Raw genomic sequence first — 23969 nt, forward strand, 5'->3', positions numbered from 1 at the left:
TCAGGCAGCCTTCCGGTCGAGGATGCGGGTCAGGGGATGACGGGCGAACAGCCGTTCGATCACCTCGCTGCCCAGGGCGGTGTCGTCGGGCACGAAGAGCCGCAGCTTCCAGCTGATGATTTCGGAAAACAGCCCCATCGCCTTGAGCCGGTCGACGGCGGTTGGACCGAATCCGGTCAGTTCGATCCGGTTCACTTGGCAGTGGCGCGAACGGCGCAGTTGCAGTCCGTCGGTCAGGTTGAGCACGGTGTGCCCTTCGCGCAGCAGCGACAGAGCTTGTGGTGGCGTGAGTTGCGGTGCGTCGGCGCTGACGGCATTCACGGCCCATGCCGGGGACACGCGGCGGCCAACGATGGTGGTCCCGTCGTCAGTGCGCAGCCGATAGACGCGGGTCGAATCCTCCGGCAGTCGCTTCCAGATGGGCAGCAACAGCCCGGTGACGATATGCAGCTCGCTGGTATCGAACTCGGGAACCTGCGCGATTTCCGCATCCCACACTGCCCGGAACGTAGCCTCGTCGGCGGGTTCCCAGCTGGTCTCTGGCAGATGAGCGACTGACAGATAGAGCCTCTCCATCGGCCGGATCAGGCGGACGCGCCGCTCGATCTCGCCATCGTCGAGCATCAGACTGCGGGCAGGCAATTGCACGGCGGCACGCTTCGAGCGGGAGTTGACCAGCGGCCGCGCGCCGGGCTCGCCCAAAAGGGCCAACGCCTTATCAATCGTCACCGGCTGATTGCGCTCCCGCACCGCGATCGTGAGCAGGCGGGTTTCAGCACCGGTCGACGGATGGGTGTAGATGGTCTCGCTGTGCGCGACCGTGAAGCTGTCGGCGGTCAGCGTTTCAAGCCCGATGTCGTAGGTGCCGCTCGCCATCGCGCTTTCGACCTTGGCGGAGAGCAATTGCTCGAACGCGGTGAAAAGCACGTTCTGCATGGCGATGGTCAGCGCGAGCAGCCGGTTGAGGAAGGTGGTGATCGGCGGCAGTTCGTCCTTCAGGCAACCGCTGCCGTCGGTCAGCGACAGGCCGGTCAGGCTCTCGAAAAGCACGAGCGAGCACCCTGCTACCTTGCCCGTATAGATCAGCATATAGAGCTGGCGCAGGGCATCTCGGGCGTAGGGGCTTTCGAGATTGTCCTCCGGCCTGAACAGGCCTTGCCCGCCGGTCTGGCGTTGCCCCCGCGTGATCGCGCCCAATGTGTCGAGCCGCCGCGCGATGGTCGAGAGGAAGCGCTTTTCTGCCTGGACGTCAGTGGCGACCGGGCGGAACAACGGCGGCTGCGCCTGATTGGTGCGATTGGTGCGCCCGAGCCCCTGGATTGCGGTGTCGGCCTTCCAGCCTGCTTCGAGCAGATAATGATGCCGCAACCGCTGGTTACGGCTGCCAAGATCGGCGTGGTAGCTCCGCCCGGTGCCGCCGGCGTCAGAGAAGATCAGGATATGCTTCCTGTCCTCCATGAACGCCTGCGCCTCGGCGAGATTGGCATGGGCGGGCCGGTTCTCGACTGCAAAGCGCGTCCCATCTGAATCGACCTTGCGGATGATCCGACGCGAGCGGCCGGTGACCTCGGCGACCATATCGGTGCCGAACCGCTGGACGATTTGATCGAGTGCGCCCTGGACCGGTTCCATCGCTGCCAGTTGCTCGATGAGCCGATCGCGCCGTTCGAGGGCATCGCGGCACTGGATGACATTGCCATCGCCGTCATAGGCAGGCCGTGACGAGAGGTTGCCATCGCCATCAGTGAACGGCTCGTGGAGCTGCGTCGGGAAGCTGTGCAGCAAATAGTCCAAAACATATTCGCGTGGCGTAACGTCGCACTGGACATCGTTCCATTCGCCCGGATCGATGTCGGCAAGCCGCCGCGACAGCAGGGCTTCGCCGGTCGAGACGATCTGCACCACGGAGGCATGACCATCAGTGAGCCCCTGCTCGATCGCGCGGATCAGCGTCGGGGTCTTCATCGCGGTGATGAGGTGGTTGAAGAAGCGCTGCTTGGCGCTTTCGAACGCTGAACGGGCAGCAGACTTGGCAGTAACGTTCAATGTGCCGTCGGCGGCGCTGGTCACCCCCGCGGCTTCGAGCGCGGCATCTAGGTTGTTATGGATGATCTGGAACGCTCCTGCGTAGGCGTCATAGATACGAACCTGATCCGGGGTTAGCTGGTGTTCGAGCAGTTCATATTCGACGCCTTCGTAGGACAGCGACCGTGCGGAATAGAGGCCGAGCGCCTTGAGGTCGCGCGCCAGCACTTCCATCGCCGCGACACCGCCGGCTTCGATTGCCGCCACGAAATCGGTGCGCTTGTCGAAGGGGAAGTCCGCGCCGCCCCAGAGGCCGAGCCGCTGCGCATAGGCGCGGTTCTCGACCGTGGTCGCGCCGGTGGCGGAGACGTAGAGCACCCGGGCATCCGGCAGAGCGTGCTGCAGGCGCAGGCCAGCACGGCCCTGCTGTGAAGGGGCCGCATCCCCGCGTTCGCTCTTGCCGCCACCGGCATTCTGCATCGCATGGCTTTCGTCGAAGACAATGACCCCGTCGAAGTCGGTTCCGAGCCAATCGACGATCTGCTGGACGCGGGAAACTCTGCCTTCACGCGCATCGCTGCGTAGCGTGGCATAGGTCGTAAAAAGGATGCCCTGCTCAAGCCGGATCGGCGTGCCCTGACGAAAGCGGGCAAGCGGGGTGACCAGCAACGGTTCCTGCCCCAATGCCCGCCAATCGCGTTGGGCGTCTTCGAGCAGCTTGTCTGACTTGGAGATCCACACCGCGCGGCGGCGGCCCTTCAGCCAGTTGTCGAGGATGATCCCGGCAACCTGGCGACCCTTGCCCGCGCCGGTGCCGTCGCCAAGGAACCAGCCCTTGCGGAAGCGGACCGCAGTGTCGCTGTCGTCCGGCGCGGCCTCGACCTTGTCGAAAGTCGCATCGACCGTCCAACTGCCGGCCAAATGCTGGCTATGCGCCTCACCTGCATAGATCACCGATTCAAGTTGGGCGTCCGAGAGCAGGCCTTGTTCGACCAGAGCATTGGGAAGGTGTGGACGATAGCTCGGCTTGGGCGGCGCGACCGAGGCCATGGCGGCGGATTGCACCAGCTTGGTTGGATGCGGCTGCGCACCGGGAATGCGCAAGGATTGCAGCGTGTAGGGCTCGTAGAGGGTTTCGCTGAGGCGGGCCGATACCTCGTCTGTCCAGTCGGCGACCTCGTAGTCGAGCAGCACGCCAGTCGGTTCAGCCGGGTGGGCGACTGCAAGTCTGGGCCGTGGTGCAGCTACCCGGCGCGATGCGGCTGGCCGGAGGGCTGGAGTTTGCTGGGCGGCGGGAATGGCGCGGGGCGGCAGGCGATCGATTAGCCAGTGCAGCAGAGTCGCTAGGTCGGGCGCGGTGCCCGGGGGCGCCGGGAAGGAGGTCGGCTCAGCGGCGGGCAGCTTGTCGATCACCGTCAAACGGGTTTCGATGCTCGTGCCGTGCGGAGCGAAGATCGAGCCGGCAATCGGCGCGGTGAACACCACACGGACTTGTTCCTGCAGCCGCACGAATCCGTCGCGCCACGCTCTGTGCTCGGGCGAGCAGTTCGCGCCGGTGATGGCGACGAGACGCCCGCCGGGTGCGAGCCTCACCACAGCCGACGACAGGTGGCGGAATGCAGCATCCGCCACGCGCGTCTCGACGCCAACGGCGGCAGAAAACGGCGGGTTCATTACGATGCAGCTCGGCAAGATGCCGGGATCGAGCCGGTCGTGGATCTGCGCGGCATCGTGCGTGGTGACGGTCGCGGTGTAGAACAGCTGGCGTAGCAGCGCGGCGCGCACATCGGCCACCTCGTTCAATGCCAACCTGCTCGCGCCAAGCTCGGCCTGAATGACGAGCAAACCGGTGCCCGCCGATGGTTCGAGCACCAGTTCGCCAGGGACGAAGCCCGCTGCGAAGCCAGCTACCCAGGCCAGCCCCAGTGGCGTCGAGAATTGCTGGTAGGCCTGCATTTCCTCGCTGCGCCGGGTTTGCGTCGGGGCGAGCCGGGCAATCCGCTCGACGAGTTTGAGTTGTTCGAACGGATCGGATGTCCTGGAATTGATGGCCGGACCATAGCGCCGCAGGAACAACAACTGCGCGACCTCAACCGCCTCGTAGGCAGCCTTCCAGTCCCAAGCTCCGGCAGCATCGCTCGCGCCGAATGCCGACTGCATCGCGGTGCGGATGGCTGGCGTGTCGATGCGGCGACCGGCGGCGAAGTGCCCGAGCAGATCATAGGCGGCAAGGATGATCGAAGCTGCGGTTTGCTCCGGGCATTGGACGGACAGCGGGCGCACGAAAGCACCCGCAGCAAGCGAGTTGGTCATGGGAAATGTCCTTTTGAAAATGGTTTGGGAGTCGGCGCCGCTCAGGCGGGCGGGACGTAGGCTTCGTAGGGATTGCCTGGGGCGAGGTGACCGAACGGGGTCATGACATAGTCACCCTCATCGCGGCCGATGGCGCAGAGCACGTAACGGGTCTCGCTGCTTTCGACCTCGGTGCATTCCATCAGCGCCAGATCACCGGCTTTGGCCGCTTTCACCAGCGTTTCGAAGTTGGTGCGGGCATAGTCAGGAATTGCCATGACTGATCTCCCCGTTGGCTGAAGCCTCGGCATAAAAGCGATCGAACAGGGTGTGGGTGGATTCAGAGCGGATCGCGGTGCCCGTGATCAGCATGGCGAGTCCGCCAAATCCGTCGGGGCGCATCTTCGAACAGGTGAACGCCATGGTGACGGTCACGTGATCGAGGTCGGGCGAGCGGCGCACGATGTCTTGCAGTACGTCCGGCCACAGGTCGCCGCACATGTCTAGATCGATGTCATCCTCGCCCAGGATCGCATCGGGCTGTTCGTCGATCAGCTTCTGCGCGAGCCGGCTGGTTTCGGGCGTGGCGGCATCAAGTGCCGCCCGGACCTCCTCGGCAGACAGCGAGATCAGGTCACACGGACCGTCTTCGCTGAAATAGTAGGCAGCCTCGCCATTGATTTCCTCGCTGAAGACCTGCGCAAGGAACAGGCGTTCGATTGGCAGCATGGCGACAAGCGGAATGAACGGGTCGACCACAGTCGGGGTGTAATAGTCAGCCATCGTCTGGCTCCTTCGAAGTCGGGAAATGGGCGCGGGACGGCGCACCGGCCGCCCCGCGCATCGGCATCATTCGGCGGCGACTGCGTAAGCGTCGTCCTGCTCGTGCTGATCGAACTGACCCTCCTCGGCGAGGAAGTCGGGCAGATCGGCGACCTGCTCGTCGGCTTCGGGCTCGGCTTCGGCTTGCGGCAGTCGCAGCGGTTCGGGGAGCCAGCCGGTGCCTGCAAGCAGACGTTCGGCCTCGCGGGCCATGTCGCCCTTCTTGAGATGCTCGATCAGCACAGCCGTGGCGTCGCCCTTGGCCTCGCGCACTGCCTCGATGATCCGGGGCTTGGTGACGCGGCCGAGGTAGTTGTCGACCGTCGGCGCCCAGCCTGCTTCAGCCATGTCGAGCCCGACCACTCCCGCCAAGGCATCGGCGGCGGCGATCCGCTGCGCAACCCCGTGCGCGGAGATCCGACCGTCGTAGCCCTTGGTCGCCTCGAACAGCGCGTTGACGCCTTGGCTGACGCAGTGGGCAAGCAAGGCCATCTGCTCTTCGTGGGCCATGGCCGTGAGTGCCGACCACAGCTCATCGGGCTCGCTGGGCAGCCGATCGGCCCATTGCTCGTGCCGCTGCTGGATCGACTGGCTCCACGCCGTCTCGCGCAGGTTCGGGGCGGCATTGCCAAGCCATGCCTGAGTGACGCCGATCTGCACGCAGCCAGCCTGCACATGCGACCGGAACACCGACAGGCACAGCGCGTGCAGCAGGGCGAGGAACGCGGCATCGGGCGCATTGGCCAGAGCGTCACGCAGCGCCAGCGTGCGCTCGGCGGTTAGTTCGGATACGAGCCGGTCGGGCAGCGGACGGATGGCGTCGTCTTCGTCTTCGGCCTGTTCGCCAGTCTGCACCTGGCCACCGACGCTTACCGTCGGGCCGGTCGGAGCAATTCCGGCAGCCTGGCTATCGTCGTCACCAGCACCTTCAGCGGCCGGTTCATCCTCCGGGCGCACATAGCCCCGGTCGATCCGCAGCCGCCCATCGTGCGACAGCGAGACGAATACGCCTGCGCGCGCCTGTTCCTCAGGATCGTAAGTGACCGGACGCTGGGTGAGCGCGGTGATACCGGCGTCGATCTCGGTCAGCCGCGCATCGACCTCGTCGGGCAGGTCGCCGCCATCCTGGTACTCCTCGCCGAGGCCGTCATATTCCTCGACCAACGCGTCGAGCTGTGCCTGCTCATCGTCGGTCAAAGGCAAGGTCGTGCCGGTGATCCGGCGCTTGCCGCGCTCGCAGCCGTAGGGCAGATCGATCGCGGCTTCGACCCACTTCCAGCCTTCGGCGCCGATCTCCTCGGCAATGGTCGTCAGCTTCGCGTTGACGAGTTGTTCGACAAGAGCCGGATCTTGCAGCCAGCCATCCTGGTCAGACGAGAACAGGTCGCGCATGACGTAACCGCCAGCTTCGACATAGGCGTCGAGGCCGATGAAGCGCACCCGGCGGTCGCTGGCGGGAATGGCATCCTCGGTCAGCATTCGGCGGATCTGGTGGGCGGAAGGCTGGTAGGTCTGCTTGAGCTGCTCCCAGACCTGCTCTTGGCGCGCATGGTTCTCATTGACCGTGAAGGCCATGAGCTGTTCGAGCGACATGCCGTCCTCGCCGTAGATTTCGAGCAGGTTGGGCGAGACCGAGGCAAGCCGCAGGCGCTGGCGCACGGTTTGCCCCGAGACGAAGAAGCGGGCTGCGATGTCCTCCTCGCTGAGGCCTGCGTCGATCAACGCGGTGAAGGCGCGGAACTGGTCGAGCGGATGTAGGCCGACACGCATGACGTTTTCCGCCAGCGAGTCTTCCTCGGCGATGCCAGCCTCGCGAACCACGCAGGGCACTGGCTGATCCTTGGCCATCCGCTTCGACTTCACCAGCAGTTCGAGCGCGCGGAAGCGTCGGCCGCCGGCGGGAACCTCGAACATACCAGTTTCCTGGCCATCCTCACCGACTACGGGCCGGACATTGAGGCTCTGGAGCAGGGTGCGGCGGTAGATGTCGTCGGCGAGGTCTTCGATCGATAGGCCAGCCTTCAGGCGCCGGACGTTCTTCTGGCTCAACACCAGCTGACTGAAAGGGATGTCACGCGAGGAACTGAGCACGAGCTTGGGCAATTGCTTGGTCATAGTGGTTCTCCATGACGGGCCGCCTGAAAGACTCTCTCTCAGGCCTCGACCCGTCACGAAGCGAAGCGCCGCCCTCTCACTCTGGAGAAGGCAGCGCCACGCGAGGGGAGACAGGGAGGACTGACCGGACTCAGTGAACCCGGTCGAGCAGCTTCTTCGCCTTGCCCTCCATATCGAGCCGGGCATCCTGGTGCGCCTTGCCGCGAGCCAGCGCGGTGATCCCCTGCACGAAATCGAAGATCGATTCCGGCGGACGGCCTTCCTCGGCAAGCACCGTCTCGATGATCTTGCCGGTCTCGGCCTTCGAGAAACCGCGATGGCGCAGGAAGTCGCCGCGTTCCTCGTCGGTGCGGGCAACGATCCGCTCACGCGCCGCCTTGATGCCGTTGACGAAGGGCAAAGGCGAGGAGTTGGCGAAGCCTTCCAGCGCCGGCGCGGCTTCATGGGCAAAGCGGTTGGCGGCATATTTGCTGTGCCGGATGCTGATCTCTTCGAAGTCCTCGACGCCCCAGAGATTCCGGTTCTGGCACACCGCCCGCAGATAGAAGCTGGCCATGCCGAGCGTCTTGGCGCCGACCTCGGAGTTCCAGCAGTAGAAGCCGCGGAAGTAGAGATCGGGCGATCCATCGGGCAAGCGGCCCGCTTCGATGGGATTGAGATCGTCGACCAGGAACAGGAACACGTCGCGGTCGGAGGCGTAGAGCGTGGTCGTGTCCTTCGAGATGTCGACGCGCGGATTGTAGATCCCGGTCGACCAGTCGAGCACGCCCGGCACCTTCCAGCGGGTGTCCCCGGTGCCGTTTCCCGCGATCTTCTGCACGGCTTCGACCAGTTCGTGATCATAGATGCGCCCATAGTCAGGGCCGGTCACCGCGCGCAGTTCGACGCGGCTGCCGCCATGCCCATCCTTGGTCTCGAGGGTCTTGATCTGCTCGGCCCGGTTCGAGGTCAGCCCATATTGCAGATTGATCGCAGCCAGAGGTGCGGGAAGCTGGCGCAGATATGCCGCAGGTGCGCCGACCTGGCTCGCGAGCTGGCCGAAGCTCCAATGGGTGGGCGCGACCGGTGCATCGGCGCCAGGCAGCATCAGCGCCAGGCGTTCCGGATCGCCCCGGTTTGCCTCGACATGGATGAGCGCGGTCTCGACCACGCGGGTCCTGCTGCGCTCGGATCGCCCGCGCACTGAGCTGGCCAGCTCGTCCAGCGATAGGAAACGCTGATCATCCGGCCGCGAGAACCATTCCGACGAAACCCGACCATTGTGAGAGCCGCGTGAGACATCGACCTTGTAGCCGCCGCTCGCATCGCGGCGTGTATCGAGAACCTGCATGTTCATGGGAAAATCTCCATGACGGGCGGCCGGGAGCCTCTCTCTCGACCCTCATCCCGTCACGGCGAAGCCCGCCCCCCTCTCACTCTCATCTTCTCCTGTTCTTCGCGAATGTGGCGCAAGCGACCAGCGAGATTACGCCAACAGGAAACCGCACCCTGAAAGGAGGCGGCAATGGCACACTTGCTCGTGCAGGCGGAATGCCGGGACCTGTCGGCATTCCAGGCCTGCGCGTGAAGTCTTGACCGCCGGTTCAGAGTGCATGCGGGGCCATTCTCGTGAAATGCCGCGCCCTCAGGAGCGGGGCCGCAGGACCTGCGGGACAGAGCGCGTCAACAGCCCCGCTCCGCTTCCCGGGGCGTTGCGGGGTGTCCCCGCTTGAAGGGGTAGCCCAAGACAGCGCAGCGGCTCGGGCTCAGGGGAAGGCTTTCCCCCAAGGATTAAAGCAGATTAGGACGCGCATGTGATCAGACATGGTTTGAGGTCAGCGTCGCCACTTGGACCGACAAGCAACCGTCGTCGCGCTGGACGGATTGACGGATATTGGCTGACCATTTGGTCGTTGTCGGATGCGGCTTCGCAAAGGTATGAAACTCAGGTCAACAAGCCGCGCTGCCTGATTAGGCTCTCAATTTCCTTGTGTGCGGGGACGGAAATTCGGGATACCGCTGCCATGCGGATGACGGCACCGGTCAAACTCACGTATTCCGATGGCCGTCTTGCTTCGAGATCACGATGCATTGAGGTCGTCGCGTCTGCAGGGAATTCAGCGACGAACGCAAGGGTGCGTTCAGCACAATTCTCCGAGACTCTGACACCTCGGGCGTAAGCGACAGCAATGACTTCCCGGACTGCAGCCTTAAATAGAGCCCAATTGGCCGGATCCCGCCGCAAGCCGCCAACATTCAATCCGGTTGCTGCGCCAATTCCGCCAAGCGAGCTCGCCAGGACCAGCTTCTCCCAAAGGTCAGCTTCAATATCGGATGATTCCGTCGCAGCGATCCCGGCAATTTCAAGAAGTCCCGAAACTTGTTGCACGGCTCCAGCGGCGGTGCCTGAGATTTGGCCAAAGACAAGGCTAGGAGGCACTCCCACGTGCCGTACGCGCAGCCCGTGTAATTCGAAGAAACCGTGCAGGCGTGCTGCCAGCACAGGGGAGCAAGGGAACTTCGCGGCGATCAGTTGCGGTGCTTCAACCCCATTCTGCAAGGTGACGATTGCTGTGCTGGGGCCAACATTTGTCGTGAGTGAACACAATGAACCCTCGACATCAGGCGCCTTGGTGCACAAGAAAACAACGTCGGCAATGCCAGCGCCATCACCTGTGGTGGCAACCGGAACAGTTGCAGACATCACTTGGCCAGCGAATTCTATATCAATCTTGTTGTTTGCAATTTCTCGAACTCTTTTCCCTCGCGCAAGAAGCAGAGTTTCAATTCCGCCGCTAGACAGTCGTCCCGCCAGGTAGCTACCGACTGCGCCGGCTCCTGCAACGATGATCCTCTGCATCAATTCCTCACATCGCACTACAGATCGTCAGGTCTCTCGAGATGTCTCCAAAACTCCAAACCGTATCCGATGAAGCGGCCACCGGGAAATGACGGACCTCACCGCTTGTTTCGGTCTTGCTGTCGAGAAGCTGACGCGAGTGCGCCATGCATTTGCACTTGCCACTTGGATTTTCGCTTGTGCTAGCTGATCTTCAGCCAGTCAATCTGGATTGGCTTCGGTGATTACCCGGTGATTGCTATCACGGTTTCAGGCATCGGCGAATCGTATAAAACCTCAATTATAACAAATGGATAATTGCAATGCGTCACGAAGTCTGGTATTTCCGTTATCGACGGATTTAGCGCGCAAACGCTCCACCTGAATCGTCATCCCGGCGCAGGCCGGGATCTCATCGTTGCGGCCTGATGCACCGGCGAGATTCCGGCCTTTGCCGGAATGACGATTGGAGACGATCGCGATCTGGTATTTCCGCTATCGGCGGCGCTGATCGCTCCGGCCGCGCACAGATAAATGGGGCGGCCTCTTGTCGAGTGCCGCCCCAGTTTGTGGACCCGTCGGGGGAGAGGGAGAGGACGGTCCGGAGATTGGTCTCGGCCTCGCTTAGCGCGCGGCCAGCTGGCTGTCGGTTTCGACTTCGGCGACGCCGGCGATCTTCAGCGCGGCGCGGAACTGCTTGGCGGCGGCGCGTTCGTTGCCCGCTTCACACAGCTTCTTGCCGGTCGAAACAAAGCGCTTTGCGCTCGATTGCTTGGCGCCTTCGAGGCCGTTTGCCGCGACATGCGCCTGTTCGGCGAGGCCGGCGCAGCGATAATCGCCGCCCGACTGGGCATAGGCGGGGGTGGCCGACGCCATCAGGCCGGTAAAGGCGAGCGCCGACGCGGCGACAATGGCAAAGGCGGAGGGGAAATGACGGAAAGAGGAGAGCTGGTAGGACATGGGAGAGGTTCCTTTCGTTTCGTTGTGCAACCTTTATAGGCGCGCTTGCGCACTTAGATAATCCTCTATAATCTGCAAGTGCCTTGAAGCAGGATTTAACAATCCCCCATGGGGCGCTCGACGGGATCGAAGCTTTCCTGCGCGTCGCGGAAAGGCGGAGCTTTTCCGCCGCGGCCGCCGATCTCGGCGTCTCGCCCTCCGCGATCAGCCAGACGATCAAGGCGCTCGAGGCGCGCGTCGGCGCGCCGCTGTTCATGCGCACGACGCGCAGCGTGGGGCTCACCCAGGCGGGCGAAATGTTCTTCGAGCGCGCGGCGCCCGCCTATTCGGGGCTTGCCGATGCCTATGAGGCGGCGCGCAACCTCGGCAACCGGCCCGCGGGGCGATTGCGCATCAACCTGATGCGCGGGGCGGTGCAGCCCCTGTTCGAGCCGATCATCGCGGGCTTTTGCGAAACCTATCCCGAAATCGAGCTCGAAATCTATGCCGACGACGCGCTGTCGGACCTGAGTGCGGGCGGGTTCGACGCCGGGGTGCGGATGGGTGAGTCGCTCGACGCCGATGTTATCGCGGTGCGGCTGACCGGCCCCTTTCGCTTCGTCGTCGCGGGCGCGCCATCCTATTTTGCGCGCCATGGCCGTCCCGAAACGCCGGAGGCGCTGCGCGAGCATCGCTGCGTCCGTTTCCGTCTCGCGACCGGCGCGCTGCTGCCATGGACCTTTGAAAAGGGGAATCGCGAGTTCGACATCCCGGTCACCGGCCCGGTGATCGTCAACGACTGGAGCGCGGCGCTCGTCGCGCTGCGCACCGGCGTCGCGCTCGGCATGATGGCCGAACCGATGGCGACCGCGATGGTCGATGCGGGCGAGATCGAACTGGTGCTCACCGACCATGCCGCCTCGACCTCGGGCCTCTTCCTCTATTATCCCGGCCGCAAGCAGGTGATGCCCAAGCTGCGCGCCTTCATCGACTATGTGCGCGACAACCTCCCCGACGACATAACCCGCTGACCTTTCGCGGACGGCGGCCTTCGGCATAAATAAATCCCTTCACCGCCAGCAGAAAAATTGGGCTGGCGCGGCGCACTGAATCGCGGCAGCAGCATCTCAACCGAATGAGTTGGGAAGCTCCATGATCGATCTTGCTGCCATCGACCTCGCCGCGCTGCTTCCCTTCATCCTGATCGGCTTTGCCGCGCAGCTCGTCGATGGCGCGCTCGGCATGGCGTTCGGCGTCATCTGCAACACCTTGCTGGTCGCGGTGCTCGGCGTGCCGCCCGCGACCGCCTCGGCACGCATCCATGTCGTCGAGATTTTCACCACCGGCGCGTCGGGGCTCAGCCATATGGTTCACCGCAACATCGACTGGCCGCTCTTTCTCCGCCTGCTGATCCCCGGCGTGATCGGCGGAGTCGCCGGCGCCTATCTGCTTACATCGCTCGACGCCGACGTCGTAAAGCCGTTCGTGCTCGGCTATCTCGTGCTCATCGGCCTCTGGCTGCTGATCCGCGGCCTCCTCTATCCGCCGAAAATCGCGAAGCCGAAAGTCGTCGCGCCGCTCGCGATCGTCGGCGGCTTCCTCGACGCCGCGGGAGGCGGGGGCTGGGGGCCGGTGGTGACGTCGAACCTGCTCGTTCAGGGCGGCGAGCCGCGCAAGATCGTCGGCACGGTGAACAGCGTCGAGTTTTTCCTGGCGCTCGCGGTGTCGGCGGCCTTCGTCTGGCAGATCGGGCTCGATGATATTCTGGGTCCGACGCTGGGCCTTATCGTCGGCGGCGTCGTCGCGGCGCCGGTTGGCGCGATGATGGCCAAGCGTTTTTCGCCCAAAGTCATGCTGATGCTGGTCGGCGTCGTGCTGACCGCGACGAGCGCGTTCGGGCTGTACCGGGCGCTGGTCTGATCGAACGGCGGGTTGCGACCGGTGGTTGCCCTCAACTTTATCGTCATCCCGGCGCAGGCCGGGATCTCACCCTATCGGTTTACCGCACCGGCGAGATCCCGGCCTGCGCCGGGATGACGGATAAGGAAAAGGCAGGAATCCACCCCAAAACCGCCGCTTGTCAATTCGCCGGTTTGGTCTCGTCGATCTTGTCGACCCATTCGGGATAGAAGCTCGGCTCGCGCGCCGACCAGCCCGGCGCCGTCGCGGCGGCTTCGCTGATCGACTGGAGCAGCGTCTTGCGCTTGTCGGGGTGCAGGTGCGGCAGCGACGCCGCGGCGCAAAAGGCGCCGGGCAGCCACGGCCGCGCGTGCGCGCCGAGCAGGCGTTCATAGAGAAAACGATAGGCGGAAAAGCCCGGCAGCCGGTCCTGGCCGAGATCGAACGCCGACACCGCGACGAGCGGCGCCATAAAGCCTTCGAGGGCGTCGAGCCCGCTGTCGTCGGGAATATGCGTGCGAATCTCGTCGAGCCGCTGATACACTTTGGCCTGGACGCGGATCGCGGTTTCCTCGACCAGGTCGCGCGACCAGCGGGCGATCGCGTCCTCGCGGTCGAGCCCGATGTCGAGCGACCGGCGAATATAGCGCTGGGTTCCCGCGGGAAAGCCCGCAAACTCCTTGATTTCCGAAAGGGACAGGTCGCCTGCGGCCGGTCCGGATCGCGTCGCCATGGTCATGCTCCCGCTCGGCGCCCGGGGAGCCATCCCCCCGGAGGCCTGCATCCAACAGTCTGCCACCAAAATCGTTAGCGGCAGGTTAACCATCGTGTCGGCGCGCGTTCAGCCGGTGCTGAGGCGTTGCGCGGCGCCGCAACCGGGCCTAATCCTCGTGCCCGAAACCATAAGACACGAGAGCCGCCATGTCGCACGCACCGCAGCCGGTCCTTTCCGCCACCGGCCTTTTCACCCCCGCTGAACGCATCTCCAACGAAGACCTTGTCGCCAGTTTTAACAATTATGTTGCACTGCACAACAGGAAAAATGCTGCGGCGATTGCGGCGGGCGAAATGGCCGCGCTGACCGAATCGAGCGTCGAGTTCATCGAAAAGGCGAGCGGTATCGGGTCGCGCTACGTCGTTGACAAGGCGGGCATCCTCGACCCCGACCATATGGCGCCGCGTCTGCCCGAACGCAGCAATGAAGAGCTGTCGATCATGGCCGAAATCGGCGTCGCGGCGGCGAAGGACGCGCTCGCACGGGCGCGCCGCGATGCAGGCGACGTCGATGCCGTGCTCTGCGCGGCGTCGAACATGCAACGCGCCTATCCCGCGATGGCGATCGAGATCCAGGACGCGCTCGGCATTGACGGTTTCGGATTCGACATGAATGTCGCCTGCTCGTCGGCGACATTCGGCATCCAGACCGCCGCCGACTATATCCGCGCGGGTCACGCCGGAAGCGTGCTCGTCGTGAACCCCGAAATCTGTTCGGGGCATCTGAACTGGCGCGACCGTGACAGCCATTTCATCTTCGGCGACGTCGCGACCGCGATCCTCGTCGAGGACAAGGCGGTCGCGCCCGACGGCCATTGGGACATCCTCGGCACAAAGTTGAAGACGGTCTTTTCCAACAATATCCGCAACAATTTCGGCTTCCTCAACCGCACGCATGGGGGGATCGACCAGTCGGGGCCGAAAACCGACAAGCTCTTCGTCCAGGAAGGGCGCAAGGTGTTCAAGGAGGTCGTGCCGATGGTCGCCAATATGATCGTTGAAGAGATGGCGAAGCTGGGGCTGGAAGGCAGCGACATGCGCCGCCTTTGGCTGCATCAGGCGAACACCAACATGAACCGGCTGATCGCACAGCGCGTGCTGGGCCACGAAGCGAGCGACGATGAGAGCCCGACGGTGCTCGACACCTATGGCAATACGTCGAGCGCGGGGTCGATCATCGCCTTCCACCTGAACCATGACGATATGGTCGCGGGCGACACCGGGCTGATCTGTTCGTTCGGGGCGGGATATAGCGCGGGGACGGTATTCGTTCGGAAGACGTGAGTCCGCCGTCTTTTGCGCCGTCACCCTGAACTTGTTTCAGGGTCCATGGCCCGACCTTGCCCCAAACGCAGCGCCGAACGAGAGCCCGGGCCGTGGATGCTGAAACAAGTTCAGCATGACGAAAATAAAATGCGGTGGTTCTACGGCACAAAGGTCGTGAACAGATAGATGGCGAACAGCATCAGGTGGATCACCCCCTGCAACACCGTGGTTCGCCCGTTCGCCAATGTCTGTGACGCGACGATCAGCGAGAGGAACAACAGCACCGTCGACTTCGCGTCGAGGCCGAGGCCGATCGGCAGGTCGATCGCGATCGACAGGATCGCCACCGCGGGGATGGTCAGTCCGATCGTCGCGAGCGCCGAACCGAGCGCGAGGTTGAGGCTCGTCTGGAGCCGGTCGGCCTTCGCCGCGCGCACCGCCGCCAGCCCTTCGGGCGCGAGGATCAGCGCCGCGATCAGCACGCCGAGCACGGCGGGCGGCGCGCCCCAGTCGGCGAGCAGGGCGCCGATGACCGGCGACAACGCCTTGGCGAGCAGCACGACCGCGAACAGGCTGGCGAGCAGCAGGGCGCCCGATGCGGCGGTGCGCCGGGCGTTCGGCGGCGCGGCGTGCGCATCGGCCTCGTCCTGCGCTTCGCCGTCGGGGAGAAAATAGTCGCGGTGGCGCACCGTCTGGATGAGCGCGAAGGTGCCATAAAGCACCAGCGACACCGCCGCGACGAAACCGAGCTGCGTCGCCGAATAAAAGGGTCCGGGCACGCTCGACGTGAAATTGGGCAGCACCAGCGTGACGATGGTGAGCACGGTCAGCGTCGCGAGCGCGGCGCCGATGCCGGTGCGCTGGAACCGCTGTTCATGGTGGCGGATCGCACCGCTCAAAAGGCACAGCCCCATCAGCAGGTTCAATATCACCATCACCGCCGCGAACACCGTGTCGCGCGCGAGCGTCTGCGCCTTGTCGGGCTCGGCCTGCATCAGCGTCAGGATCAGCCCGACCTCGATCACCGTCACCGCCAGCGCCAGGATCAGCGTGCCGAACGGCTCGCCGACGCGGTGCGCGATCACCTCGGCATGATGCACCGCCGCGACGACCGCGCCCGCGAGGATGACGGCGACGAACCATGGGCTGAGCGGCATCGCCAGGCTCGCCAGCGCCGCGACGAAGCCGATGATCGGCAACAGATCGTTGGTGCGGTCGGCGAGGCGGAGCTTGGCGGTCATCGGGCTGTTATTGCAGCGGCCTTCAGTTGTGGCCACCCCCAACCTCGTTACCCCAACCCCCATCGGTCATCCCGGCGAAGGCCGTGATGACGATTATAATCGGGGTTTGCTCTGATGCGACCGCACCGGCAATCCGGCCGCCGCCAGCCGCGCGTGCGCCTCGGCCACCGTCGCTTCGCCGAAGTGAAAGATGCTCGCCGCGAGCACCGCGCTCGCGCCCCCTTCGACGACCCCGGCGACCAGATGGTCGAGGTTGCCGACGCCGCCGCTCGCGATCACCGGCACGCTCACGGCATCGGCGATCGCGCGGGTGAGCGCGAGGTCGTAGCCGTCCTTCGTTCCGTCGCGATCCATGCTGGTGACGAGCAGCTCGCCCGCGCCGAGCGTCGCAAGCCGGATGGCGTGTTCGAGCGCGTCGATCCCCGTGGGCCTGCGTCCGCCGTGGGTGAAGATTTCCCAGCGGCCGTCCGCCACCTTTCTTGCATCGATGCTGCCCACCGCGCACTGGCTGCCGAAACGGTCGGCGATGTCGGCGACCAACTCAGGCCGCGCCACCGCGGCGCTGTTCACCGCCACCTTGTCGGCGCCCGCGAGCAGCAGCGCGCGCGCGTCGTCGGCGCTGCGCACCCCGCCGCCGACGGTGAGCGGCATGAAGCAGACCTCGGCGGTGCGGGCGACCGTGTCGAGCAGGGTGCCGCGCCCCTGGTGGCTGGCACTGATGTCGAGGAAGCACAGCTCGTCGGCGCCCGCCGCGTCATAGGCGCGCGCGGCCTCGACCGGATCGCCCGCGTCGCGCAGATCGACGAAATTGACGCCCTTGACGACGCGCCCGTCGGCGACGTCGAGGCAGGGGATGACGCGGACGCGGACGGTCATTGCCCTTTCCGCCTTCTCCGTGCCCCGGCGAAAGCCGGGGTCCAGGGCGCCACAAAGCCGACGTGGCGCAGTGGCGCCCTGGACCCCGGCTTTCGCCGGGGTGCAAAGGGGGAGCACCAATCGCTCATCCCCGCCCCGCCGCAATCGCTTCGGCCAGATCGAGCCGCCCGTCGTACAGCGCGCGCCCCGTAATCACCCCCTCGATACCGTCGGCGACATGGGGCCGCAGCGCATGGATGTCCTCGATCCCCGCAACCCCGCCGCTCGCAATCACCGGTATATCGACCGCCTGCGCGAGCGCCACCGTCGCCTCGACATTGCAGCCTTTCAGCAGCCCGTCGCGCCCGACGTCGGTGAAGAGCAGCGCCGAAACCCCCGCATCCTCGAAGCGGCGCGCGAGATCCTCGACGCGGACGTCGGAGACATCGGCCCAGCCCTCGGTCGCGACCATGCCCTCGCGGGCGTCGACGCCGACGACGATCCGGCCGGGCAGGTCGCGCGCGGCCGACTTCACGAACTCGGGGTCTTTCAGCGCCGCCGTGCCGATAATCACCCGCGCGACCCCCAGCGCCAGCCAGCGATCGACGCCCGCGCGGTCGCGGATGCCGCCGCCGACCTGCACCTTGCCCGGAAAGGCCGCGATGATGCTCTCGACCGCCGCGCCGTTGACGCTCGCGCCCGCAAAGGCGCCGTCGAGGTCGACGACATGCAGATGCGTCGCGCCCGCATCGGCAAAGGCGCGCGCCTGCGCCGCCGGATCGTCGCCATAGACGGTCGCGCGGTCCATATCGCCCTCGGCGAGCCGCACCACCTGTCCGCCTTTCAGGTCGATCGCGGGGAAGATGGTCAGGGTCATCGAATATCCTCCCTGTCGCGCAGCGATGGGGAGGTGGCAGCGCGAAGCGCTGACGGAGGGGCTATGGCGCTACCGTCGCGGCCCCTCCACCACTCGCTGCGCGAGCGGTCCCCGTTCCCATGGCTTCGCCACAGGGAGGATTTGACGGTTACGGACGCCATGCGAGAAATCTCTCTAATGTCGCAAGGCCATAGGCCTGGCTTTTTTCGGGGTGGAACTGGACGCCGATCATATTGTCGCGGCCGACGGCGGCGGTGAAAGGTCCGCCATGGCTGCTCGTCGCGAGCACGTCGGCGGCATCGGCGAAATGATAGCCGTGGAGAAAATAGGCCTCGCCCGCCGCGATCACCGGATGCGCCGCCACTGGCACAATGTCGTTCCAGCCCATGTGCGGGATGCGTAAGGCAGGCGCGGGATCGAACGCGCGCACGGTGCCGCCAATCCAGCCGAGACCCTTGTGCGTGCCATGCTCCTCGCCCGCATCGGCGAGCAATTGCATCCCGACGCAAATACCGAGGAAGGGCGCGCCTTCACCCCGCACCCGCCGCTCCATCGCCGCGATCAACCCGGGAATCGCCGACAACCCGTTCATGCAGGCGGCGAACGCGCCGACGCCGGGCAGCACGATCCGGTCGGCGCTGGCCACGACATCGGGATCGGCGGTAACGGCAACATTCTCCGCGCCCGCCGCGACGAGCGCATTATGCACCGAGCGAAGATTGCCCGCGCCATAGTCGATCAGGGCAATGGCGGTCATCGGCTGGTCCTACAGGACGCCCTTGGTGCTGGGGATCGCATCGCCCTTGCGCGGGTCGATCTCGACCGCCTGGCGCAGCGCGCGCGCGAGCGCCTTGTACATGCTTTCGGCGATATGATGGTTGTTCTCGCCATAGAGCGTTTCGATGTGCAGCGTGATGCCCGCGGTCTGCGCAAAGCTGTGAAACCAGTGCGGAAACATCTCGGTGTCCATCTCGCCGAGGCGTGGCTGCGAGAAGCCCGATTTGTAGACGCAGTGCGGGCGCCCCGAAATGTCGAGCACGCAGCGCGTCAGTGTCTCGTCCATCGGCGCGTGCGCCTCGCCGTAGCGCGCGATGCCGCGCTTGTCGCCGAGCGCCTTGGCGACCGCTTCGCCGAGCGCGAGCGCCGAATCCTCGACCGTGTGATGCTGGTCGATATGAAGGTCGCCCTTCACCGCCATCGAAATGTCGATCAGCGAGTGGCGCGACAATTGTTCGACCATATGGTCGAGGAAACCGATGCCCGTGGACACCGAATAATCGCCCGTCCCGTCGAGATTGACGGTGATCGCGATATCCGTTTCCTTGGTTGTGCGCTGGACGGTGGCGGTTCGCATGACATGCCCCTTAGACGCTATTTTTCGCGTTGCAAGGCGACTCTGTCCGCCTCTATCCCCCCTCGACCCCCCTTGACCAGCGCGCCCGGCCCGTCCATCCCCCTCGGCCATGAGTGACGACGTCCGCGACAGCCTGATTCCCTATGACGAAATCGTGCAGGATGCGCTGCGCGCGGTGGTCGGCCGCGTGTTGTCGCAGGTCGAGGGGACCGACAGCCTGCCCGGTGAGCATCATTTCTATATCACCTTCAAGACGCAGGCGCCTGGTGTCGACATTCCCGCGCATCTGGTCGCCAAGTTCCCCGACGAAATGACGATCGTGCTCCAGAACCGCTTCTGGGATCTGACCGTTGCCGAGGATCATTTCAGCGTCGGCCTGTCGTTCAACCAGACGCCGTCGACCCTGATCGTCCCCTATGCCGCGATCACCGCCTTCGTCGATCCGTCGGTCGATTTCGGCCTGCAGTTCCAGGTCAGCGACGACGGCGCCGCCGAGCCCGAACCGCATGACGAAGCCGATAATGATCGCCCCGAAGTATCGACCGAGGACGGGTCGAACGTCGTGACGGTGGACTTCGGCAAGAAAAGATAGCGACGTGGCCAGGCTGTGGCCGCCGACGCGCTTCTGGCAATTTTGGGCCCTTGCGGGCATGGTCGTGCTGACCGCCGCCTTCTGGTGGGGGGTCCAAGGTTATGCGCTGTTTGAAAGCGGCGCGCCGCGCGGGCAGATCGCCGACGGGCTGCTGCGCTTCAGCCTGCTTATCCTGACGCCGGCGCTGCTGCTCGTCTGGCTCGCTGCGGCGTGGCTGCGCCGCCGCGTCGGCGATTTGGGATATTGGCAGATGCTCGGCCTCGTCGCGATGATCTGGGCAGGGGCGGTGCTGGTGACGAGGATGCTCGCGGCATGAGGAGAGCACGAACCGAAAGCGACAGTATCGGCGCGATCGAGGTGCCCGCCGATGCCTATTGGGGCGCGCAGACCGAGCGCAGCCGCCACAATTTTGCTTTTCCCGCGCACGAACGCATGCCGATGCCCATCGTCCACGCGCTCGCGCGGATCAAGGGCGCGGCGGCGCGGGTCAATCGCGCGCACGGGCTGGACCGAACGCTCGCCGACGCCATTGCCGCCGCCGCCGATGCGGTGGCGGCGGGCGAGCATGACGATCAGTTCCCCCTCGCGATCTGGCAGACGGGCAGCGGCACCCAGTCGAACATGAACGTGAACGAGGTGATCGCGGGGATCGCCAACGAGGCGCTCGCGGGCACGCGCGGCGGCAAGGCCCCCGTCCATCCCAACGACCATGTCAACATGGGGCAATCGTCGAACGACAGCTTTCCGACCGCACTGCATGTCGCGGTCGCGGTCGAAACCACCGCGCGGCTGCTGCCCGCGCTCACGCGGCTGACCGACGCGCTCGACGCCAAGGCGCGGGCGTGGGGGGACATTGTCAAGATCGGCCGCACGCACCTGCAGGACGCGACCCCCCTGACCCTGGGCCAGGAGTTTTCGGGCTATGCCGCGCAGCTCATCGCCTGCCGCGCGCGGATCGAGGGCGCGCTGGCGCACAATATCTGCAAGCTCGCGCAGGGGGGCACTGCGGTCGGCACCGGATTGAACGCCCCCGCGGGCTTCGACGCCGCAATGGCCGAGGAGCTGTCCAAGGCCACCGGCATCGCCTTCGAGCCCGCACGCAACAAGTTCGAGGCGCTGGCGTCGAACGATGGCCTTGTCTTTTTCTCCGGCGCGCTCAACACGCTCGCGGTCGCGCTCACCAAGATCGCGAACGACATCCGCCTTTTGGGATCGGGCCCGCGCGCGGGGCTCGGCGAGCTCGACCTGCCCGCGAACGAGCCCGGCAGCTCGATCATGCCGGGCAAGGTCAACCCGACGCAGTGCGAGATGCTGACGATGGTGGCCGCGCAGGTCATCGGCAACCATCAGGCGGTCACCGTCGGCGGGCTTCAGGGGCATCTCGAACTCAATGTCTTCAAGCCGCTGATCGGCGCCAATGTGCTGCGCTCGATCGAGCTGCTCGCGATCGGCATGGCGGGCTTTACCGAGCATTGTGTCGCCGGGCTTCAACCCAATCGTGCGCGCATCGACGAACTGATGAACCGCTCGCTGATGCTCGTCACCGCGCTCGCCCCCGAAATCGGCTATGACAAGGCGGCGAAGATCGCGAAACACGCGCATGAGTCGGGCAGCACGCTTCGCGCGGCCGCGCTGGAGCTTGGTTATGTCGATGCCGCAACCTTCGACCGCCTCGTCGATCCGCGCACGATGCTCGGCCCGGAACCGGGGGGCGCCTCCGGGGATTAGGACAGGGGAAGGAGAGATGAAGATGCTCAGTCGGATCATTGGCGGCATGGTGGGCCGGTCGATCGGCCGCAAGCATGGCAATCACCCCATCGCCGGAACGATCATCGGTGCAGGCACGCTGATGGCTGCGCGGCGCCTGTTCCCGCAGCGCTACGCGGTGCTCGCCGCGACCGTCGCGGGCGCCTATCTCACCAAGAAATGGGCCGAACGCGCCGAAGCGCGCCGCGCGGCCGAGGCGGCGCATGCCGCCGATCCCGAACTCGCGAATGCGGGTGTGGTCGATAGCTATGCCGGGACCGCGACCCTGCCGACCGACGGGCAGGCGATGGGCGATGCGCTGCCGCCTGCGATCCCGCTCGATCCCGATGGGAAACGCCCAGCGATTCACTGAAAGCCGTCAAAAGCCGTGGAGTGGCTTTTCGTCCGTCATCCCGGCGAAGGCCGGGATCCCGCCGTCCCGGCCTGACGCTCTGGAGAGATTCCGGCCTTCGCCGGAATGGCGTTTCAAGGGTTGGTGCGTTCATCCCCCCGCCTGCCATTGCTTCACCGCCTCGACGGGCGAGACCAGCATCAATATGTTGAGCGTCAGATTGTCGCGGATCGCCCACAGCGTGAACAGCTCGAACGCCAGCGCCAGCACCGCCGTCGCCCACCAGCGCATCCGGCTCGCGGCGAGGAAGCCCGCGACCATGAACAGCGTGTCGCTCACCGAATTGAGCACCGAATCGCCCGAATAGCCGAACGCCATCGTGACTTCGCGGTAGCGATCGATGATCATCGGCGAGTTTTCGGCAATCTCCCACGCGCCCTCGATCCCGATCGCGATGGCGAGGGGCACCCACAGAGGCCGCAGCGGCATCAGCCAGCGCAGCACGCCATAGAAGATGAAGCCATGGATGATGTGGCTGAAACTGTACCAGTCCGAAATCTGCTGGCTGTTCTGGTTCGACTGCACCGTGCCGTGCCACAGGCTGACCGTGCCGCACGGGCAGATCGGCGGGCGGCCCATGACGAGCAGCACCGCCGCCAGCAGTGCGACCAGCGCCGCTGCCGCCAGCCAGCCCGTTCGCGAAATCCCCCCGTCCATCACGCCCCCATGTCCGCCGCTTGCCGCTTGACCGGCGTGCCCTCTCGCGCAATTAGCGCGCATGGCAGATAGCGTCCACCTCAACCGCCGCGGCGTGTTGTTCGTCCTTTCCTCGCCGTCGGGCGCGGGCAAGACCACCATTTCGCGCATGATGCTGGAGGCGGACGGGGACATCGCCCTCTCGATCTCCGCGACGACGCGCCCGCCGCGGCCGGGTGAGGTCGACGGCGTCCATTATCATTTCGTCGATACCGAAACCTTCAAGAAAATGGCCGCCGACGGCGCGTTTCTCGAATGGGCGCATGTGTTCGGCCACCGTTACGGCACGCCGCGCGCGCCGGTCGAAGCGATGCTCGCGGCGGGCAAGGACGTGCTCTTCGACATCGACTGGCAGGGCGCGCAGCAGCTTTATCAGGAAGCCGGTCCCGACGTGGTGCGCGTCTTCGTGCTGCCACCGACGATGGAGGAACTCGAACGGCGCCTGCGCGCGCGCAAGACCGACAGCGACGAAGTGATCGCCGCGCGCATGGCGCGCGCCGCGAACGAGATCAGCCACTGGGACGGCTATGACTATGTGCTCATCAACGACCATGTCGATGACTGCTACGGCGAAGTCATGGCAATCCTCCGCGCCGAACGGTTGAAGCGGCGGCGGCAGATCGGGCTGATCGGCTTTGCGCGCGACCTGATCCGGTCGGTGCCCGACGCGGACACGAAGCTGTAAATAGCCTACGCCATTGCGAGCGTAGCGAAGCAATCTCCAGCTATCGACTTTGCAACAAGGCCGATGGCTGGAGATTGCCGCGTCGCCCCGGATCAAGTCCGGGGCTCCTCGCAATGACGAAATTCAGACGGGCCTCGCCATCGTCGCTTCCAGCTCCGCCACCATCGCCGCGCGCAGCGGCTTCGCCTGCCCGTCGGTGCGACACACCACCACCGTGTCGCAGGTCGCGATGCAGCGGCCGTTCTGGAACATCGCCTGCACGATCGTCCAGCTCGAGGTGCCGATCCGCCCGATGCCGGTCGCGATCTCTACCGGATCGGGGAAATGGCCCTCGGCCAGATAGTTGATCTCGACCGCCGCCACCATCGTCCGCTCGTTCGCGGGGCGCTCGCCCAGCGGGCGCACCTGCCGGTTGAGCAGCACGCGGCCGCTTTCAAACAGCGCGGCAAAGGCCACATTGTTGAGGTGGCCGTTGATGTCCATATCCTGAAAGCGCGTCTGGAACTCGGCGCAGACGGGGTAGCTGGCGGGGTTCAGCCGCCAGCTTTCCGGTTTGGCCAT

Annotated in this window: 23 protein-coding genes; 8 read left to right on the forward strand and 15 right to left on the reverse strand. The window is 65.1% G+C overall.

The features are described from left to right. From SPYCA_RS17570 to SPYCA_RS17600, 7 genes are all read right to left on the reverse strand, one after another. Positions 1-4338 carry a strawberry notch family protein gene (locus tag SPYCA_RS17570; RefSeq protein ID WP_120222004.1) on the reverse strand — a complete coding sequence of 1446 codons (4338 nt, stop codon included), beginning with the start codon at positions 4336-4338 and terminating at the stop codon, positions 1-3. 41 nt (positions 4339-4379) lie between these two features. Continuing rightward, complete coding sequence (locus tag SPYCA_RS17575; protein WP_120222005.1) at positions 4380-4595, reverse strand: DUF6117 family protein; 216 nt, start codon at positions 4593-4595, stop codon at positions 4380-4382. Further along, a complete protein-coding gene (locus SPYCA_RS17580; protein WP_120222006.1) occupies positions 4582-5100 on the reverse strand; it encodes a hypothetical protein in 519 nt (172 codons plus the stop codon). The genes SPYCA_RS17575 and SPYCA_RS17580 overlap by 14 nt, the downstream gene beginning before the upstream one ends. A gap of 66 nt (positions 5101-5166) precedes the next feature. Continuing rightward, positions 5167-7254, reverse strand: coding sequence for a ParB/RepB/Spo0J family partition protein (locus SPYCA_RS17585; protein ID WP_120222007.1), 2088 nt, complete (start codon positions 7252-7254; stop codon positions 5167-5169). 130 nt (positions 7255-7384) lie between these two features. Continuing rightward, entirely contained in the window at positions 7385-8590 is a 1206-nt protein-coding gene (locus SPYCA_RS17590) for a DUF932 domain-containing protein (protein ID WP_120222008.1), read from the reverse strand. A 588-nt stretch (positions 8591-9178) separates the two neighbouring features. Continuing rightward, positions 9179-10093, reverse strand: coding sequence for a ketopantoate reductase family protein (locus SPYCA_RS17595; protein ID WP_120222009.1), 915 nt, complete (start codon positions 10091-10093; stop codon positions 9179-9181). Between the two features lie 603 nt (positions 10094-10696). Next, a complete protein-coding gene (locus SPYCA_RS17600; RefSeq protein ID WP_120222010.1) occupies positions 10697-11032 on the reverse strand; it encodes a hypothetical protein in 336 nt (111 codons plus the stop codon). Between the two features lie 83 nt (positions 11033-11115). Here SPYCA_RS17600 and SPYCA_RS17605 point away from each other — a divergent pair, with 83 nt between their 5' ends. Further along, positions 11116-12042 (forward strand): LysR family transcriptional regulator, encoded by a 927-nt coding sequence (locus SPYCA_RS17605; protein WP_120222011.1) that lies wholly within the window; start codon positions 11116-11118, stop codon positions 12040-12042. A 121-nt stretch (positions 12043-12163) separates the two neighbouring features. Next, entirely contained in the window at positions 12164-12931 is a 768-nt protein-coding gene (locus SPYCA_RS17610; protein ID WP_120222012.1) for a sulfite exporter TauE/SafE family protein, read from the forward strand. Positions 12932-13091: 160 nt separating this feature from the next. Here the strand turns inward: SPYCA_RS17610 and SPYCA_RS17615 are convergent, their stop codons facing one another. Next, positions 13092-13643 (reverse strand): hypothetical protein, encoded by a 552-nt coding sequence (locus SPYCA_RS17615; protein WP_120222013.1) that lies wholly within the window; start codon positions 13641-13643, stop codon positions 13092-13094. A gap of 188 nt (positions 13644-13831) precedes the next feature. On the opposite strand from SPYCA_RS17615, the gene SPYCA_RS17620 reads away from it, so the two are divergent. After that, positions 13832-14968, forward strand: coding sequence for a beta-ketoacyl-ACP synthase III (locus tag SPYCA_RS17620; RefSeq protein WP_120222014.1), 1137 nt, complete (start codon positions 13832-13834; stop codon positions 14966-14968). Between the two features lie 140 nt (positions 14969-15108). Here SPYCA_RS17620 and SPYCA_RS17625 read toward each other — a convergent pair whose 3' ends face one another. From SPYCA_RS17625 to hisB, 5 genes are all read right to left on the reverse strand, one after another. Then, complete coding sequence (locus SPYCA_RS17625; protein ID WP_120222015.1) at positions 15109-16191, reverse strand: calcium:proton antiporter; 1083 nt, start codon at positions 16189-16191, stop codon at positions 15109-15111. Positions 16192-16284: 93 nt separating this feature from the next. Further along, positions 16285-17067, reverse strand: a complete 783-nt coding sequence (gene hisF / locus SPYCA_RS17630; protein ID WP_120222016.1) for an imidazole glycerol phosphate synthase subunit HisF — start codon at positions 17065-17067, stop codon at positions 16285-16287. Positions 17068-17191: 124 nt separating this feature from the next. Further along, the gene (gene hisA / locus SPYCA_RS17635) at positions 17192-17923 is read right to left on the reverse strand and encodes a 1-(5-phosphoribosyl)-5-[(5-phosphoribosylamino)methylideneamino]imidazole-4-carboxamide isomerase (protein ID WP_120222017.1); all 732 of its coding nucleotides are present in this window, start codon (positions 17921-17923) and stop codon (positions 17192-17194) included. Between the two features lie 148 nt (positions 17924-18071). Further along, the gene (hisH, locus tag SPYCA_RS17640) at positions 18072-18680 is read right to left on the reverse strand and encodes an imidazole glycerol phosphate synthase subunit HisH (RefSeq protein WP_120222018.1); all 609 of its coding nucleotides are present in this window, start codon (positions 18678-18680) and stop codon (positions 18072-18074) included. Positions 18681-18689: 9 nt separating this feature from the next. After that, the gene (hisB, locus tag SPYCA_RS17645; RefSeq protein ID WP_120222019.1) at positions 18690-19277 is read right to left on the reverse strand and encodes an imidazoleglycerol-phosphate dehydratase HisB; all 588 of its coding nucleotides are present in this window, start codon (positions 19275-19277) and stop codon (positions 18690-18692) included. A 109-nt stretch (positions 19278-19386) separates the two neighbouring features. On the opposite strand from hisB, the gene SPYCA_RS17650 reads away from it, so the two are divergent. The 4 genes from SPYCA_RS17650 to SPYCA_RS17665 are packed head-to-tail and all read left to right on the forward strand — an operon-like array spanning position 19387 to position 21988. After that, complete coding sequence (locus SPYCA_RS17650; RefSeq protein WP_120222020.1) at positions 19387-19869, forward strand: SspB family protein; 483 nt, start codon at positions 19387-19389, stop codon at positions 19867-19869. Positions 19870-19873: 4 nt separating this feature from the next. After that, positions 19874-20185 (forward strand): hypothetical protein, encoded by a 312-nt coding sequence (locus SPYCA_RS17655; RefSeq protein WP_120222021.1) that lies wholly within the window; start codon positions 19874-19876, stop codon positions 20183-20185. After that, positions 20182-21597: a class II fumarate hydratase gene (gene fumC, locus SPYCA_RS17660; protein ID WP_120222022.1), complete on the forward strand. Its 1416-nt coding sequence runs from the start codon at positions 20182-20184 to the stop codon at positions 21595-21597. The genes SPYCA_RS17655 and fumC overlap by 4 nt, the downstream gene beginning before the upstream one ends. A 22-nt stretch (positions 21598-21619) precedes the next feature. After that, positions 21620-21988: a hypothetical protein gene (locus tag SPYCA_RS17665; protein ID WP_120222424.1), complete on the forward strand. Its 369-nt coding sequence runs from the start codon at positions 21620-21622 to the stop codon at positions 21986-21988. 129 nt (positions 21989-22117) lie between these two features. Here the strand turns inward: SPYCA_RS17665 and SPYCA_RS17670 are convergent, their stop codons facing one another. Then, positions 22118-22684, reverse strand: a complete 567-nt coding sequence (locus SPYCA_RS17670) for a DUF2585 domain-containing protein (protein WP_120222023.1) — start codon at positions 22682-22684, stop codon at positions 22118-22120. A gap of 61 nt (positions 22685-22745) precedes the next feature. Here SPYCA_RS17670 and gmk point away from each other — a divergent pair, with 61 nt between their 5' ends. Next, positions 22746-23408, forward strand: coding sequence for a guanylate kinase (gene gmk / locus SPYCA_RS17675; RefSeq protein WP_120222024.1), 663 nt, complete (start codon positions 22746-22748; stop codon positions 23406-23408). Positions 23409-23531: 123 nt separating this feature from the next. Here gmk and SPYCA_RS17680 read toward each other — a convergent pair whose 3' ends face one another. Next, the gene (locus tag SPYCA_RS17680) at positions 23532-23969 is read right to left on the reverse strand and encodes an acyl-CoA thioesterase (protein ID WP_120222025.1); all 438 of its coding nucleotides are present in this window, start codon (positions 23967-23969) and stop codon (positions 23532-23534) included.

The sequence above is a fragment of the Sphingopyxis sp. FD7 genome (genome assembly GCF_003609835.1).
Classification (GTDB): Bacteria; Pseudomonadota; Alphaproteobacteria; order Sphingomonadales; family Sphingomonadaceae; genus Sphingopyxis.